Annotated in this window: 12 protein-coding genes and 1 pseudogene; 6 read left to right on the top strand and 7 right to left on the bottom strand. The window is 42.1% G+C overall.

All coding sequences use genetic code 11. From position 1 onward, the window contains the following. A pseudogene (gene def / locus EXE29_RS15155) lies at window positions 1-472 on the top strand (peptide deformylase); the annotation flags it as partial. A 14-nt stretch (window positions 473-486) separates the two neighbouring features. On the opposite strand, the gene EXE29_RS15150 reads toward def, so the two are convergent. Then, complete coding sequence (locus EXE29_RS15150) at window positions 487-1,269, bottom strand: AraC family transcriptional regulator (protein ID WP_106985778.1); 783 nt, start codon at window positions 1,267-1,269, stop codon at window positions 487-489. 105 nt (window positions 1,270-1,374) lie between these two features. On the opposite strand from EXE29_RS15150, the gene EXE29_RS15145 reads away from it, so the two are divergent. The 3 genes from EXE29_RS15145 to EXE29_RS15135 all read left to right on the top strand — a co-directional run bounded on the left by EXE29_RS15145 (window position 1,375) and on the right by EXE29_RS15135 (window position 3,698). Then, on the top strand, window positions 1,375-2,598 hold the full coding sequence (locus tag EXE29_RS15145; protein ID WP_120364978.1) for an MFS transporter: 1,224 nt from the start codon (window positions 1,375-1,377) through the stop codon (window positions 2,596-2,598). A gap of 194 nt (window positions 2,599-2,792) precedes the next feature. Next, window positions 2,793-3,164 carry a hypothetical protein gene (locus EXE29_RS15140; protein ID WP_252383556.1) on the top strand — a complete coding sequence of 124 codons (372 nt, stop codon included), beginning with the start codon at window positions 2,793-2,795 and terminating at the stop codon, window positions 3,162-3,164. Between the two features lie 78 nt (window positions 3,165-3,242). Then, entirely contained in the window at window positions 3,243-3,698 is a 456-nt protein-coding gene (locus EXE29_RS15135; RefSeq protein WP_130125672.1) for a hypothetical protein, read from the top strand. Between the two features lie 69 nt (window positions 3,699-3,767). Here EXE29_RS15135 and dhaK read toward each other — a convergent pair whose 3' ends face one another. The 3 genes from dhaK to metH all read right to left on the bottom strand — a co-directional run bounded on the left by dhaK (window position 3,768) and on the right by metH (window position 10,523). Then, window positions 3,768-5,498, bottom strand: a complete 1,731-nt coding sequence (dhaK, locus tag EXE29_RS15130) for a dihydroxyacetone kinase subunit DhaK (RefSeq protein ID WP_120364977.1) — start codon at window positions 5,496-5,498, stop codon at window positions 3,768-3,770. A 212-nt stretch (window positions 5,499-5,710) separates the two neighbouring features. Next, window positions 5,711-6,580, bottom strand: coding sequence for a hypothetical protein (locus EXE29_RS15125; RefSeq protein WP_117007656.1), 870 nt, complete (start codon window positions 6,578-6,580; stop codon window positions 5,711-5,713). Window positions 6,581-6,770: 190 nt separating this feature from the next. Next, entirely contained in the window at window positions 6,771-10,523 is a 3,753-nt protein-coding gene (metH, locus tag EXE29_RS15120; protein ID WP_120364976.1) for a methionine synthase, read from the bottom strand. 479 nt (window positions 10,524-11,002) lie between these two features. Between metH and EXE29_RS15115 the strand changes: the two genes are divergently transcribed. Then, window positions 11,003-12,622 carry an inorganic phosphate transporter gene (locus EXE29_RS15115; RefSeq protein WP_117007658.1) on the top strand — a complete coding sequence of 540 codons (1,620 nt, stop codon included), beginning with the start codon at window positions 11,003-11,005 and terminating at the stop codon, window positions 12,620-12,622. 192 nt (window positions 12,623-12,814) lie between these two features. Here the strand turns inward: EXE29_RS15115 and EXE29_RS15110 are convergent, their stop codons facing one another. Both EXE29_RS15110 and EXE29_RS15105 read right to left on the bottom strand, forming a co-directional pair. Continuing rightward, window positions 12,815-14,365, bottom strand: a complete 1,551-nt coding sequence (locus EXE29_RS15110; RefSeq protein WP_120364975.1) for a hypothetical protein — start codon at window positions 14,363-14,365, stop codon at window positions 12,815-12,817. Between the two features lie 174 nt (window positions 14,366-14,539). Further along, window positions 14,540-15,496, bottom strand: a complete 957-nt coding sequence (locus EXE29_RS15105) for an ABC transporter substrate-binding protein (protein WP_120364974.1) — start codon at window positions 15,494-15,496, stop codon at window positions 14,540-14,542. A gap of 235 nt (window positions 15,497-15,731) precedes the next feature. On the opposite strand from EXE29_RS15105, the gene EXE29_RS15100 reads away from it, so the two are divergent. Continuing rightward, window positions 15,732-16,025, top strand: a complete 294-nt coding sequence (locus tag EXE29_RS15100; RefSeq protein ID WP_106985765.1) for a DUF7710 domain-containing protein — start codon at window positions 15,732-15,734, stop codon at window positions 16,023-16,025. Window positions 16,026-16,154: 129 nt separating this feature from the next. Here the strand turns inward: EXE29_RS15100 and EXE29_RS15095 are convergent, their stop codons facing one another. After that, a complete protein-coding gene (locus EXE29_RS15095; RefSeq protein WP_117007661.1) occupies window positions 16,155-16,772 on the bottom strand; it encodes a rhomboid family intramembrane serine protease in 618 nt (205 codons plus the stop codon). Window positions 16,773-16,825: the final 53 nt, after the last annotated feature.

Here is a 16,825-nt window from a genome sequence, read left to right as displayed (position 1 = left end):
TAACTGTCGCACAACAAGGTGAGGCTATTCTAAATTTAGTGGCTGTTGCAGTGAGTGAAGCTGAGTTTAATTGTCCGTGGTTAACTGTGCTAACGCAGGCGATGCATGCAACCATGCTGGACCGCAATGGTGTCGGTATTGCGGCACCACAAGTGTATATTTCTAAGCGAATTATTATCGTGGCTTCACGTCCTAATGTGCGTTATCCCGATGCACCTGAAATGGATGCAATTGTGATGATTAACCCTGAAATTGTGTTCAGTCTGAACAGACCTTAGATGGTGAAGAAGGCTGTCTGAGTGTGCCAGACAGGCGTGGTCAAGTTGCACGAGCTGCCCAAATTCGTGTGCGTTATCGAAGCGTACAAGGCGAGCAGATCGAAACAGAGTTTTCAGGCTTTCCTGCACGTATAGTACAACACGAGGTAGATCACCTAAATGGCGTGCTCTTTGTTGAACGTTTAACAGATTAAAATAATGTTCGGCATTATTTAGCCCCTTGCCTAAACTGCTGTGGTGTTTGTCCCAAATGCCGTTTAAACATGGCACTAAAAGCACTGGGGTTACTGTAGCCAAGTGTCCTAGAGATTTGTGCCACAGATTCGCCGATTGAAATTTTACTTAGCGCATGCGCGATATGCATTTGCTGAATCCAAGCCCGATAAGAAAGCCCCGTTTCTTTTTGGAACATACGCATGAGGGTACGCGCACTTGTGCCAATATCATCGGCCCATGTGCTTAAATCCTTCAGTTGGTCGGGTGTATCTAACATGGTTTTACATATTTGTAGCAGGCGTTTGTCTTGTGGCCAAGGAATCTGAATAGGCAACAGATTTGCTTTATGAATTTCATCGAAGATTAAAATTTGCAACGAGCGTGATAACTCATCTGCACTCAGCACTTCAGATGGTGGCATACTTTCGAGCGCATTTAAGCGAATCAGTAGTTCATGCAGTAGTTTGCTTACACGAATAATAAAACAATTTTGGCCCATCAGGTCCGCGGCTGCTGTATCGACCAGCGCCGTATTCATTTTGACATGACTAAGTGAAATGACACTGTGCTCGATCCCAGCAGGAATCCACAGCGCACACATAGGCGGTACAATCCAAACATGGTTGGGCGTATACACTTGAATCATGCCACTAGATGCATAGAGAAATTGTGCCCGCGAATGATGATGTGGTGGCGTAATCTCCCGATAGCTATGCTCAGAAGATAAGCCAATGACCAGTTCCGACATTTCAGTTTCAATCAGCAAGCTATGCATGCAGGCCTCATTTTTGTCACTTATACAATGATTATTGGAAGATAATGCTATGAGTGACAATTTACAATCAAAAATCGATCAATACAGACATGGAGTGAACGGGCAATGAACGCTTCAATACCCGTGAAGAATGATGCTGACGTAGCAAGTACGCAGCCACAAGGTATGGTGATTAAAATTGTGGGTGCAGTTGCGGTAGCGCATCTGCTAAATGATTTAATACAAGCGGTTTTACCTGCTATTTACCCGATGCTGAAAGTCAACTTTTCACTGAGTTTTGCAGAAGTCGGTCTGATTTCACTGGTCTATCAACTGACAGCTTCATTATTGCAACCATGGATTGGCCTCTATACCGATAAGCATCCTAAGCCTTATTTGCTCCCAATGGGCATGGTTGTTACGTTCAGTGGTATTGTGCTATTGGCTTTTTCCCCAAGTTTTACCGTACTGCTGATCGCTTCTGCCCTCATTGGGGTAGGGTCATCGACTTTTCATCCTGAAGCATCGCGGGTGGCGCGTATGGCATCAGGTGGTCGTTTTGGCACAGCCCAATCTACATTTCAGGTTGGTGGGAACACAGGTTCTGCTATTGGCCCACTATTGGCCGCGTTGATTATCGTCCCTTTTGGACAGCATGCAGTCGCATGGCTGGTGGTCTTTGCTTTGTTGGCCATTTGGGTACTGTTTGCTGTGAGTCGCTGGAATATTAAACATAGCCTTAGCCAAGCCACATCAAAAGCACAGCAGGTACAAAGCAAGCTACAAGGCAGACAGCTGTTTATTGCATTAGCAACTATTTGCGTGCTGATGTTTGCCAAATTTACCTATATCGCCAGCATCAGCAACTATTTCACCTTTTATCTAATGCATAAATTTGGCTTAAGTTTGCAAAATGCCCAGCTACATTTATTTGCTTTTTTGGCAGCCGTTGCCTTGGGCACATTTGCTGGCGGGCCGATTGGCGATAAAATTGGCCGTAAAGCCGTAATTTGGGTGTCTTTTATTGGCATGGCGCCTTTTGCACTCATCATGCCCTATGCAAATTTATTTTGGACGACCGTGCTGTCTATTATCGTGGGTTTAGTGATGTCATCGGCTTTCGCTGCTATGGTGGTCTATGCGCAAGAAGCCGTACCTGGTCGCGTAGGAATGATTGCAGGATTAATGTTTGGCTTGATGTTCGGTGTAAGTGGTATTGCTGCAGCAGGTTTGGGTTATTTGGCAGATATCAATGGCATTGAATGGGTCTTTGGTGCTTGTTCATTGCTGCCTTTACTGGGTTTAGCCACTTTCTTTCTGCCAAAGACGCAGGTTAAGCCTGTAGGCTAATCAACACACTAACTGATCTTTTTTAGGCTAAATAATCGCGCTGTCTGATAGGATGAATCAGATGGCGCTTTTTATTGCGTTAATGCTGGGTTTGACTTGAAGATTGGCAGGAGAAGATGCACATGGGCGATTCGTAAGCAGTGATTGCATTTTCACTGGCTGATGAGCAGCTAAAATTTGAAATAGACGAGCAAATGATTGAAATTTCACAAGGTCTGAATTTTATCATTGCGCAAAGTGTGCGTTTTGGCCGTATCGATGCTTTGGCGATTGAAAATATGATCTATGTGATAGAAGAGCTGCTGGAACAGTCAAAATTGGATTATCACACCCAGCGCATTGCGCATACGTCAGATGTGTATATGCAGCAGCTGTCGGCACTGTTTTTTAATGATGTGAAGCGCATAGACCGTAGCATGCTGGAACATGCATTTAATGAGTGGGTGGAGCGGCTGGAATATTATGCAGACAGAGCAGGGAATGATTTTAAGCTATGGGCTTATTTTGTGTTGATTCGGGAAATGATGCATCATTTGAATGTCATAGAGATTGAAATTGCTTCGTAGAAAGCTGTAAAGACCTTTTAATTTTAGCTTTGGCTTGGTTAAAATGCCGCTTCAATTGATAAATAATAAAGAAATCGTATGAAAATAAAATTAATGGTGCTGCTGGCTATGCTGCCGCTAAGCGTTGTTGCTGCGGAAAGTATTCAACCCGTGATTCAAGGCAAAGTTTATCAAGATTGGTATATGAAGCCTGAAAAGTTAGCTAAGCCCAATAAAGTGATTAAAGGCGGCCGTGACGAATGCAATGACAGGTATTTCCCAGACCAATGGAAGTTTGGCAGCTACACAGTGCTTGCCAACGGACAGATTCAAGAAGTGTATTTTAGAGATAACAATACCGTGATTTTTCATCATCAGCGTATTCCTTATAACTTGGATCAAGCCGCGTTTAAGAAAAAATTCAAAAATCATATCTTTGAAACAGATGATAAAAACGTGATTGACGCTGGTGTGGAAGGGTCAAATGATTCCATCGAATTTATTTTTAAAAATGGCAAGCTATTCAAATACCGTTTGAATATTGATGATTGCTAATTTAAGCAATGAACAATAAAAAAAGCCCTAAAAACTGCAAAGTGATTAGGGCTTTTTTACATTCAAAACTTATTTCAAATGTTCAGCAATATCCGTAAAGATCACGCCTAAACCATGTGCGCCAGCATCTGGATAGCCAAGACTGCGATCGCCCACAGTTCCCGCACGTCCCATACGCGCTATAATTTCTTTAGTCTTTTCGGCGCCTTGAACAGCCGCTTTTGCACCTAATGTGAAGTTTTCTTTAAAGGATCTATCTGTATGGGCAGACCAAGAATCTGCACATGGCACTAAGGCATCAATCAGGGTTTTATCACCGACCACTGCGCCACGTCCAAATGAACGTTCACCTGTGGTTTGAATGCCTTTGACTGCTGCTTGCAGCATCTCTGCAAATTCTGCGGTATTCAAAACAGCTTTGCCTTGAATCGATTTCGCTGCTGCACGGAATGCTGAACCCCAGATTGGGCCAGACGCGCCGCCGCAATGTTCCATAATGATCATTGAACAGTTGAGCAGGAATTCATCCATCTGCTGCGCTTGAATCAGACTTTGCCATTCGCGTTTTAATTGCTTAAAGCCTTTCGCCACGCTCATCCCGAAGTCGCCGTCACCTGCATGCGCGTCTAGTTCACAAAATGGCACTTCATTTCTAATGATGCAGGCAGACATGACATCCACCACATAGCGCATGTTTTCAACGGTGAATTGTTCATTGCTAATCACTGCATGTTCAGGCTGAGTTTCAACTTGGGTGTTTACCACTGTTTCGGTTGCAGTATCTTTGGTCGCGAAAGTTAAAGGCTGTGCTGCTGAACCATCCATTTTAAATGCAGGGGTATTGGCTGCTGCATCGAGGTAGGTTTTCAATTCATCATCGACAGCAAGCAAGGACACAGATGCACCATTCATGTCGATACTGGTCATATAGTTGCCGACAAATGTGCGGTAAATTTTGATGCCTTTACGTGCAAGGTGTTCGCATACATCATGGTTAAAGACATACAACTCTTGCAGCGGTGTGCTACCAAAGCCATTGACCAAGACTGCAACTTCTTTCATGTCTGGGCGGTCAAGGAACAGGTCATCCACGATGCGCTGTGCCATTTTTTTGGATGGCAAGATTTTTTCACGACGGATGCCGGGTTCACCGTGAATGCCGACGCCATATTCCATTTCGTCATCAGCCAAAATAAACGTTGGCGTGCCTTTGGCTGGAACAGTACATGAGCTATAAGCAAAACCAAGGCTAATGACGTTGTCCGCAGCTTTTTGAGCAATCGCTTTTACGTCTGCAAGTTCTAAGCCTTTTGATGCTGCTGCGCCTGCAATCTTATGTACAAATACTGTGCCTGCAACACCACGACGACCGACTGTATATAGGCTGTCTTTAACCGCAATGTCATCTGCCACTTTTACATAGTCAACTTTAATGCCGTCTTCAGTCGCAAGAGCTGCGCCATTCTGGAAATTCATCATATCGCCAGAATAGTTTTTGATGATCATCAGCACGCCTTTGTCAGTCGCGACTTGCTGTAAGGCTTTATAGACCTGAATTTGCGACGGAGATGCAAATACGTCGCCGCACACAGCAGCGTCTAACATACCTGTGCCAACAAAGCCTGCATGTGCAGGTTCATGACCGCTACCGCCGCCACTGATCAATGCCACGTTTTGGTGTTTTTCTTTACGTGAAATGATTTTATAGGCTTCATTAAATTGAAGCTTTGGATGAGCCAGTACAAGTCCTTTGCACATTTGGACAACGATGTTTTCTGCGTTGTTCATGAGTTTTTTCATTAATGCACCAATGGGTTATGAATTTGGGGAGATCTAAAGGTGATTATTATAAGGAAATTGGTGTGGTGTCTGACATAAAAGTGTAAAAAAGCAGTATTTCTGATTAATGGGTGAGTGATTGGCTTGTTTTTGGGTACACTTATTTTAGATGTGGAATCCCTCCCAACCTCCCTTTAATAAAGGGAGGCGTTGTCACGTAGTTTATTTAATCACTACACTTCTTTAAAGTTAGGAGAAAAATAAGTTATCCAGATGTCACATAGTTCTAAAATTTGGACATCATTCAAAAAAGCAAGAGGTTTTTTGATTCCGATTTTATGACTTAATTCATAATGATCTTTAATAAGCTTTATGGCTTTAGTTAGTTCATTATTAGAAATTTTATAACATTTTGTCAGTTGTTCTTTAATGGCTTTGAAGGAGTTATCACTCCATTGTTCGTATGGCGGAAGATGTGTAGTTAACTCAAATATTTGTTGGCGTGATAGGTTTTTTGTGAATGTCCCAAGTTTGTATTCATCTATCAATGAATCAATCAAATAAATTAAATCATCTAGATTATCTTCTAAATCTTTGAATCTAGTATTGAGAATATAACAGTTGATAACCCCTTGTTCGACTAAATGTGTCTGATCATCATTGCTTCTAGGATATCTAAAAGTTTGTCCTGTAGGATCAATACTTGCTATATCACATATTGTTTCATTAATTCGATCAATTAACTCTCTAAAACGGGTATCAAGCAAATTTGCATTTATTTTGAAATATGACCAAATATTCCCAATATCATGTGAAGTAATCAAATTAAAACAGGGTAAATCAATCTTTTTGATGTGAGCTAATAATCTAATTTCTTCAATAGCACCTTTAAGTCTAAGCTCAATAGAATGGCGCATATTAAAACAGATTGGATAAATCAAATGATCAATTTGTTCACCTTTGGAATTTAAAATGTAATTTAAAAGAAGATTAGCCGCTTTAGAATAGCCTTTTGAATATTCTATATAATTAGGTTGTCCATTATCCCCAACACATGCATTAGCCCATGTTGTCCCACTTCCAGTGAATGTTTTGTTGTCCATAAGTGTTTATTACAAAGTTTTTAGAATTTTAATGCAATATTATTGCATAAATCCCTCCTAACCTCCCTTTAAAAAAGGGAGGAGCTGTCACGTAATTAAATTAATACGTGAAAGCCCCTCTTTGAAAAAGGGGGATTTAGGGGGATTAAAAAATAAAAGCCCTCACTGTGAGGGCTTTTATTAATGCAAATTATTGAACCGAATCATCCAAATTAGGCGCTAACCAACGCTTCGCTTCATCTAAAGTCCAGCCTTTACGTTTCGCATAATCCTCAAGCTGATCGCCTGCGATTTTACCCACGTTAAAATATTGGCTTTCAGGGTTAGCATAATAGAAACCGCTGACAGATGAAGGCGGCCACATTGCAAAGCTCGTCGTCAACTGCGTACCAATCTTGTCGGTAGAACCTAACCAGTCAAACAATGGCGCTTTTTCAGAGTGCTCAGGGCAAGCAGGGTAGCCCGGCGCCGGACGGATGCCGACATACTTCTCTTTAATCAATTCTTCATTGCTTAAAGTTTCAGATGCTTGGTTGCCCCAGAACTCTTTACGAATGCGCTCATGCAAATGTTCTGCAAACGCTTCTGCAAAACGGTCACCTAACGATTGCGCCAAAATAGCAGAGTAGTCGTCGCCTTTGGCTTTGTACTCATTCGCCATTTCTTCTGCACCAAAGATCGACACCGTGAAACCGCCCAAGTAATCTTGAATCTCAACTGGCTCAGCTACACTTTCGTTTCGCTCTTGCGCTTGGGCAAAACGTTGTTTTGCATATCCAAGCTCAGGAGCAATAAAGTCCGCCAATGACAAGTTTGGTTTACCCGTTACTTTGTCAGACTGCTGACGGATATGCTCAAAAGTATGCGTCACTGTTTTCGCAGTTTCATCAAACACTTGAACCGTGTCTGCACCTGAACGGGCAGCAGGGTAAATACCAAAGACCGCACGCGCATCAAAACGTTTGTTGTCAATAATATCTTTCAGCATAGTCTGCGCTTGTTCATACAAGTCAGTTGCTGCTTCACCCACCACTTCATCAGTCAGAATAGCAGGGAATTTACCCGCCAAGCTCCAAGAAATAAAGAACGGCGTCCAGTCGAAGTATTCAACCAAAGTTTCCAATGGATAATTGGTCAGCGTTTGCGTACCAATGAAGTTTGGCTTCACAGGCGCATTGGCTGCAAAGTCAATTTTCAAACCATTTTCAACCGATTCAGCATAAGTCAGCTTAGCTGCTTTTGGCTGTTTGTTGGCAATACGCTCACGCACTTTTTCATATTCAGCACGGGTTTCCTCAACAAACTTCGGTTTCATTTCTTTAGAAAGTAAAGTTGTTGCAACACCTACCGCACGAGAAGCATCAGCAACATAAATCACTGCATCATTTGAATATTGAGGGTCAATTTTCACCGCAGTGTGCGCTTTAGAAGTCGTTGCACCGCCAATCATCAGCGGAACATTAAAGCCTTTACGCTGCATTTCTTTAGCAACAAACACCATTTCATCGAGTGACGGAGTAATCAGGCCAGACAAGCCGATGATGTCAACTTTCTCATCAATGGCGGTTTGCAGAATCTTCTCGCAAGGCACCATCACGCCAAGGTCGATAATGTCATAACCATTACAGCCAAGTACTACGCCTACGATGTTTTTACCGATGTCGTGCACGTCGCCCTTCACAGTCGCCATCAGGACTTTACCCTTAGACTGACCGCCAGATTTTTCAGCTTCAATGAACGGATTCAGCCAAGCTACTGCTTGCTTCATCACACGTGCAGATTTCACCACTTGCGGCAGGAACATTTTGCCTGAACCGAACAAGTCGCCAACCACGTTCATGCCGTCCATCAGCGGGCCTTCAATCACGTCTAGCGGACGAGCTGATTTTAAACGCGCTTCTTCAGTATCTTCATCAATAAAGGTCGTGATGCCTTTCACCAAAGCATGCTCAAGACGTTTTTCAACTGGAAGTTCACGCCATTCCAAGTTTTCAACTTGTTTTTGCGCAGCGCCTTGACCGCGGTATTTCTCAGCTACTTCAAGCAGCTTTTCAGTTGCATCGTGCTGACTTTCACCTTGGTTTTGGTTCAAGATCACATCTTCAACCGCAGCTTTCAGTTCAGCATCAATATCATCATAAATCGCCATTTGACCTGCGTTGACGATACCCATGGTCATGCCTTGCTGAATAGCATGGTATAAGAACACTGAGTGAATCGCTTCACGTACAGGCTCGTTACCGCGGAATGAGAACGATACGTTAGACACACCGCCTGAAATCATCGCGTGTGGCAAGTTTTGCTTAATCCAGCCTGTCGCTTCAATAAAGTCCACAGCATAGTTGTTGTGTTCTTCAATACCAGTTGCGACTGCGAATACGTTCGGGTCAAAAATGATGTCTTCAGCAGGGAAGCCCACTTCATTGACCAATACATCATAAGAACGCTTGCAAATTTCTTTTTTACGTGCAGCAGTATCGGCCTGACCATTTTCGTCAAAGGCCATCACAATTACGGCAGCGCCATACTGACGGCACAAACGCGCTTTTGCGACGAACTCGTCATAGCCTTCTTTCAAGGAAATTGAGTTAACAACCGCTTTACCTTGTACGCATTTTAAGCCTGCTTCAATGATGTCCCATTTAGATGAGTCAATCATGATTGGCACACGTGAAATTTCAGGCTCAGATGCTACTAGATTCAGGAAGTGCACCATTGCGCCTTCTGAATCCAGCATGCCTTCATCCATGTTGATGTCGATAATCTGCGCGCCAGCTTCAACTTGCTGCTGCGCAACTTCTAAAGCTTCGGCAAAATTTTCTTCACGGATTAAACGCAGGAATTTTTTAGAACCAGTCACGTTGGTACGTTCACCGACGTTCACAAACAGCGAATCTTCTGTAATGTTGAACGGCTCTAAACCGCTTAAACGGCAAGCAGGCTTAGTTTCTGGCACTTGGCGTGGTGCAATGTCTTTGACTGCGTTGGCAATGGCGCGGATGTGATCCGGCGTTGTACCGCAGCAGCCGCCAGTAATGTTAATCAAGCCACTTTCTGCAAATTCTTTAATGAAGGCTGCAGTTTGTTCAGGGGTTTCATCATAACCGCCGAAGGCATTTGGCAAGCCAGCGTTCGGATGCGCTGAAACAAAAGTATCGGCAACATCTGCAATGGTTTTGACGTGTGGACGCATGGCATCTGCACCTAGGGCACAGTTAAAGCCAATCGACAATAAGTCACCATGACGCACAGAGTTCCAGAACGCTTCAGCGGTTTGACCGGTTAAGGTACGGCCAGAGGCATCGGTAATCGTGCCTGAAATCATCAATGGCAATTCATAGCCCAGCTGATTAAACACTTCTTTCACTGCAAAAATGGCAGCTTTACAGTTTAAAGTATCGAATACGGTTTCGATGAGCAGAATGTCCGCACCGCCTTCAATCAGGGCATGCGCAGCTTGAATATAGTTTTCTTTCAGCTCATCAAAAGTAATGTTACGGAAAGCTGGGTCATTTACATTTGGCGAGATTGAGCAAGTACGTGAAGTCGGGCCAAGCACACCCGCAACAAAACGCGGCTTTTCTGGTGTTGAGTATTTTTCACAAGCGGCTTTGGCAATACGCGCTGCTTCACGGTTGATTTCAGTGACCAAATCTTCCATGTGATAGTCAGACATTGAAACTTTGGTGCCGTTAAAGCTGTTGGTTTCAATGATGTCTGCGCCAGCATCGAGGTAGGCTTCATGAATGCCTTGAATGATTTGAGGTTGTGTCAGTACCAAAAGGTCATTATTACCTTTCAGGTCAGATGCCCAGTCAACAAAACGCTCACCACGGTAGTCAGCTTCTTCGAGTTTATGACGCTGAATCATAGTGCCCATAGCACCGTCGATAATCAGAATCCGTTGAGCGAGTAGCTCTTTTAGGGTGGCGAGCGTGGACATAAATAACCCCAATCCGATGGAATATAAAATCGGCAAATATATTAACAGAATTCAGTTCATTATTTCTGATATTGAGTTTAATTATTAAGCGCAAAGTTGAGCTTGTTGAATATTTCGCCGTGCCTCAAAGTGGTTGCTGTAGCAAGATTGGATTGTCATAAATACTTCATCAAGTTGTCATATCTCTCTAGCATGCTATGCCTTGGTCTGTAGAACCCTTAAGTACAGCTTATATTTCATGTTTTGTAACATGATCTTTTGCGGTGCAAAAACAGCGTGTTTTAATAATGATAAATGAACAGAAATGGTTGTAACACTATGAATATTAATGATTGATTTGAATGCAAATAAGCATAATTGATGGCAAGCTGTAAAAAATAAAGTATGAAATATTGCTTTATATGACACCGCTTTGTCATATAATTGTCACAATTTAATTGAACAATATGGGGATTCTTAAATCCTCCATTCTTGCTTGCATGAATTCTAATCAAACTCCCGTAGATTCAGCACACCAGTCGACAAACAATAAGTCGACGAATGTTCATGTGCCTACACCGAAATTTTTTATGCCGGTGTTTCTAACGTTAATTATTTCAACGTTAATTTATATTGGTTTTCAACTTACAGCTGATCTTGCGCATGTTCCTGCACTTAGCCTCTACTCCATGATTTTATTGGGTACCGCTTTGTTTATTGCGCTCGGTTTTGAGTTTGTAAATGGTTTTCACGACACAGCGAATGCTGTCGCAACGGTGATTTATACCAACGCATTATCTGCACCAGTGGCGGTGATGTGGGCTGGTTTTTGTAATTTCTTAGGCGTAATGGTTGCCAGTGGTGCAGTTGCCTACGGCATTATTGCATTGCTACCTGTAGAGCTGATCATGAATGTCGGTTCTGGAGCTGGCTTTGCTATGGTTTTTGCCATGCTCATCGCGGCCATTCTTTGGAACCTTGGTACTTGGTTCTTGGGGATTCCTGCTTCTAGTTCGCATACTTTAATTGGTTCGATTCTAGGCGTTGGCATTATGAACTACATTCTGCACGCAGGTAGCGGTGCATCGGGTGTAGACATGGACCAAGTGATTAAAGTGGGTAAAGCTTTACTGTTTTCTCCTTTAATTGGTTTCGCATTTGCTGCGGTATTGTTCTTATTGGTTAAAAAAATCTTTAAGAAACAAATGGAATTATTCCAGCCACCTGAAGGCAATAAACCACCACCACCGCTTATTCGTGCAATTTTGATCTTTACTTGTACAGGCGTAAGTTTTGCGCATGGTTCAAATGACGGTCAAAAAGGCATGGGATTAATCATGTTGATTTTGATTGGTTGTGTGCCTTTGGCCTATTCTTTAAACAAGAATTTAGACCAAGCGCATATTCAATCATTTGAACAATTGTCTGCACAAACAGCGACTGCGATTTATGCACAGCATGATGATATTGCAGATGACAAAGCGCGTGATGTGATTACCAAATATATTCAGACCAAAGAAATTACCCCTGAAGTTGTGCCTGCTTTAGCAAGCTTAACTGATCACTTAGGTGAGCGTGTGGGTCAGTATGGCGATCTAAAAGATATTCCAGAAACTGAAGTTTCTACAATTCGTAACGACATGTACTTAAATACTACGGCATTTAAGCGTTTAGATAAAGCAGAACAGCTTCCAGCAATGACGGCTGATCAAGCGAAAAACGTCAAAGAATACCGTAATAACTTAGATTCGTTCCTTCAATACATTCCTACATGGGTGAAAGTCGCTGTTGCATTGGCACTTGGTCTAGGCACCATGGTGGGTTGGAAACGTATTGTAGTGACTGTGGGTGAGCGTATTGGTAAGCATCACATGACTTATGGTCAAGGGATGTCAGCTGAGCTTGTTGCTATGACCACAATTGCTGCTGCAGATGGTTTTGGTATGCCAGTTTCAACTACACACGTATTGAACTCTGCGGTTGCAGGTACAATGGTTGCCAACAAATCAGGCCTGAACTTTGCTACAGTGAAAACCATCCTTTCAGCATGGATCTTCACTTTACCAGCGACAATCTGTTTGTCTGGTGGTTTATATTGGCTGTTCTTACAAGTGTTCTAAGCACTTTTAAGGCATAAAAAAACGCTACTTCGATAGCGTTTTTTTATGGTCTGCTTTTGTGTTTAAGTTCTATGGTTCACTGTATGAATGAGATCATCAGGAGCACAGAACGTATCTAAACACCCAAACAATACACACCTTTCCCATAGACCACTGAGGTTGTAGGAAAATGAGAAGGGCGAACTCTTTACGCTATGCCTTTTTCAACGTTCGGAGCATGGATTTGATAGGCAGTTTATCTGTTGCAAAGCCATAGACTGCAGCAAATGGCAATGCAGTTCGCGCTAAATATGCAACACGCCATAAACCACCGTGGTTTGCGCCTTTCATCATCAGTTCAAGTGGATGATCTAACTTAAGTTCTGGGTTAGCCACCGATTCAGGATTGCGAAGATCGTGTATCCATAAAGCTGCCATAATGGCATTGGTGGTTTCAGGGGCAAAGGCTTCTACATCAAACAGCTCAGCACCATTAAAGGCTGCTTTTAGCAAAGGATTTTTGGTCACTGAATGCGTGGTTGTAGAGGGTGCAATATTGATACTCACACGTTGACCATTATGTCGGGCTAATGTGGCACGCCACTGTTGAATACGTTTTGCCAGCGCATAGTTTGGTCCTTGTTCCACTACCAAGCAATCAGCAATACCATAGGATTGACCATTGCTGGAAAGAATTAAGTCATGTGAATTCTTTTGGAAAAAGTGCTGAGCACTGAGCGTAGAAATCCCTTGGCTCAGCAATTGCTGCGCTTTAGAGCGATGCGTGAATTTGTTTTGTGATGCTTCAACCACTTCCTTAGGCACAGCATAGACATCGGTTGGTGTGCACATGTACATAAGGCTGGTATCGGGCTTTTGTACACTGACATATTGCATAATGGCATCCATCGCCAGAGATACGCGAACGTGTTTTTCACCATCTAAATACGCAATGGCCGCCAAGTCTAATTGATGTTGGCTTTGTGCCAGCCAATGGGCAATTTCAGGTGTTTGCGTCAATAGATTGGCACCAAGCTTGTCTCTAAGCTCTGCTTCGGTTGCTTCGTCTGACAGTGCTTCTATACATGGCGCATATAGTGTGGCATTACCGTGCTTTACGGTGTCTAATATTTTGCCCCAAATACGTGGGTGAGGTAAATCAACAGCGGCAATATTGGCTTTCCATTTAGAGAGCCAGGTAAGTGGGCCAGCCTCAGAAGCTGCACCAAACAGTACAACCGTACGGTCAGATAGATCGAACCATTCTGGGTGCGCTACACAAGCTCTTAAAGCATCAGCATGACTCGGTTCAACAATACCTGCATCTTGCCAATTTTGAAGCTGTGCTAAAAGTGCATCACCTTGCAAGTTTTGCCCTTTATAAGGTACATACCATTCAGGTGCTGCATCACTTTCACCTTTTAATTGAATGGTATGTAAAGGCTTTGCTGGCAAAGACATCACATCAACTAATAAGTGCTTTTCACCATCTCGATAAAACTCAAAACTATGATGCGCTTTATTTAAACCTGAAGTCGCAATATGAAGCGGAGCTTGGTCATTGAGAATGCCATGTTGGACCAAAGCTTTGAAATATTTTGGATATTGTTTACGCCAGTTTTTTTCTTGCGTGGCTTTGAGTGACAGGTTGTGATCGACCGAGGCCAATGCTTCCGCAATAATTTCACGCCCGACTTTGGATGTGCTGGGCTTTTGCTGTGTAGCAGAAATTGGAAACTGGAGGCCTTCTAAAGAACTAGACATGCAAAATATCTCACCTGACATTGTCGTTAATATACATTTGTATACATTATCTATGCCAAATTCGATTCGGTCTTGGCAGAAACTACCAATGTTTTGTAGAAAAATATTTCGAGATATTTCATGAAAAAAGGGAAGCATAAACTTCCCTTTTGATTTCAAGCGGTTTGACTACGTTTAAGGTTGAATGGCTCGTTTCAGCTCTTTGAGCATTGCAATCGTATTGTCTAAGCCTGCACCAGTTAAATACCATGAATCAGCATTTACATTAATGACCCGATTGTTTTTCACCGCATCAGATTGGCTTAAAACAGGGTGCATTTTAATACTATCTTTTGCTGTGTACTGTTGTGTATTGACTGCACCACGATCTAATAAAATGATGTAATCAGGTTGTGCTTCGACAGCTTTTTTAAGCAATTGAGCATTCTTTTCTGCCAAGGCGAGGGCAGCAGCAGAACCCGCTTCTGGGCGTGGTGCATCAGACTTTTCACTTAGCGGGAGTACAGATTTAAATCCTGTTAAATCATAAACAAAGCCAAAACGATCATTGGCTGCATGTAGCATGTAGTTGTCTTTATTTACAAATAGCATTAGCGCAGATTTATTCTGTGTTAAAGATTTAAGTTCAGCCTGTAGCTTTTTAACTTCTGCTAATTTTTCATTGGCAATTTTTTCACGTTTAAATGCTTTTGCCAGTAACTGAGTACGCTGTTCTAAGTCGGCGATATAATGCTCAGTTTGAGCCGATAAGCTTACAGTAGGCGCCAGTTGTTGGAGTTGGCTCTGCGCTTTTGCTGAACGTCCACCTACAAAAATAAGATCAGGCTTGGTTGCTTTTAACTTTTCTAGATCAGGTTCAAATAGAGAACCCGCTTTAATGAATTGATTATTTTGATATTTGGCTAAATCACCACTGAAACTGGTTTCAGGAACAATTTTTGCGTCTATACCTAAAGCATTCAGAGTGTCGAGTATAGCAAGATCATAGACAGCAATATTTTGTGGCGCATTTTTAAGTTCAATCGTATTTTGTTCTGTGGCTTTTAACGTAAATGGTGTAGCAAGTGCTAAGCTGGATACAGGAGAAGTTAGCGCTAAAATCACAGCATACAATAATGATTTTTTAATCATCTTCTTGAATATTCCCAAAAATTTCAATGAATGTATCAGAATAATTATTAAATGAAAATAATTAGCATTATTATTTAGTTTTAATGGTAATCAATACTATTTTCTATTGATGTCATATTGGTTACGAAAGTTGGCTAAAATGACAGCAAAAAAACAATAAAGTGTGATATGCATCACAAAATAAAAGATGTAGATTAAATCATCAAAAGAAGAATTCGTTCTTAGGGGAAAAATTATGAGTGATTTAACGAGCGTCTATTTATTTAGTGCACAAAAATCCAATTTCTCTTCAGCAGTATTTTCTAACTATCTGCAAGCCAAAGACTGGATTGAAAATAATTATTTAAGTGGTGTTTTAATCGAATATCCACTGGATCAGAGTTGTTATGACTGGGCGATTAATGCAGGTCATTTTAAAGAAAAAACTCCGATTGATCGTGCGCCTGTATTTATTGCCAAGTTTGTGTCTGCTTATCAGCGCAATTGGCATTTTGAACATGGTGAGCTTTTGGTCCACACAGATGTTTAATCCTTCTTACGCAGAAGCGATTAATACCAATCACTAGCCAGTGAACTAAAAAGGGATTCTGCATAAGAATCCCTTTTTTTATGTTGCCAATATCGGTTTTTTACTCAATCTATGCAGTAGGCTCAGTGGTTAAAATGGCAATTGCATCAGCTGATTAAAGAAGTGAGGAAGGACCCTTGGCTCAATAATAATGGTCATGAGGACCCCATAGGCAGCTCCCCACAAATGTGCACTGTGGTTAATGTTGCTGTTGCCACGTTTGCCAGACCAAATGCTATAAGCCACATACAGCACGGCAAAAATAATGGCTGGAACAGGTATAAAAAATACAAAAATCAGCTTCCACGGCTGAAATAAAATATAGGCAAATAATACGGCTGAAACAGCGCCAGATGCACCTAAGCTGGCCCAGCGATGATCATTTTTATGCTTGAGATAACTTGGAATAATTGCTGCAATCAAACCACCGATATAGAACAGCACAAAGCCCATTTCAAATAAGTATTGGCGATAGAACTGCTCAATAATGCTACCAAAGAAAAATAAGGTGATCATGTTAAATAACAGATGTGCACCATCGGCATGTATGAAGCCATGCGTCACAAAGCGGTCATATTGGCTTTGCTTAATAGCAGGGGGCCAAAAAATCAGACGGTTCATGATTTTTTCGTTTTGAAAGGCAAGAAATGAAACAACCACGGTAATTAAAATAATGGTGACCGTGTGATTAAAGGGTAAGTCCAGCATAGGATTCTGTTCTATATTTTGACTATTTAAGATGCATCATGCCATTAAAAAGG

The organism is Acinetobacter sp. WCHAc060006 (assembly GCF_004209135.1).
GTDB classification, from domain to species: Bacteria; Pseudomonadota; Gammaproteobacteria; order Pseudomonadales; family Moraxellaceae; genus Acinetobacter; species Acinetobacter cumulans.
This window is presented reverse-complemented; position numbering and strand designations above follow the sequence as displayed.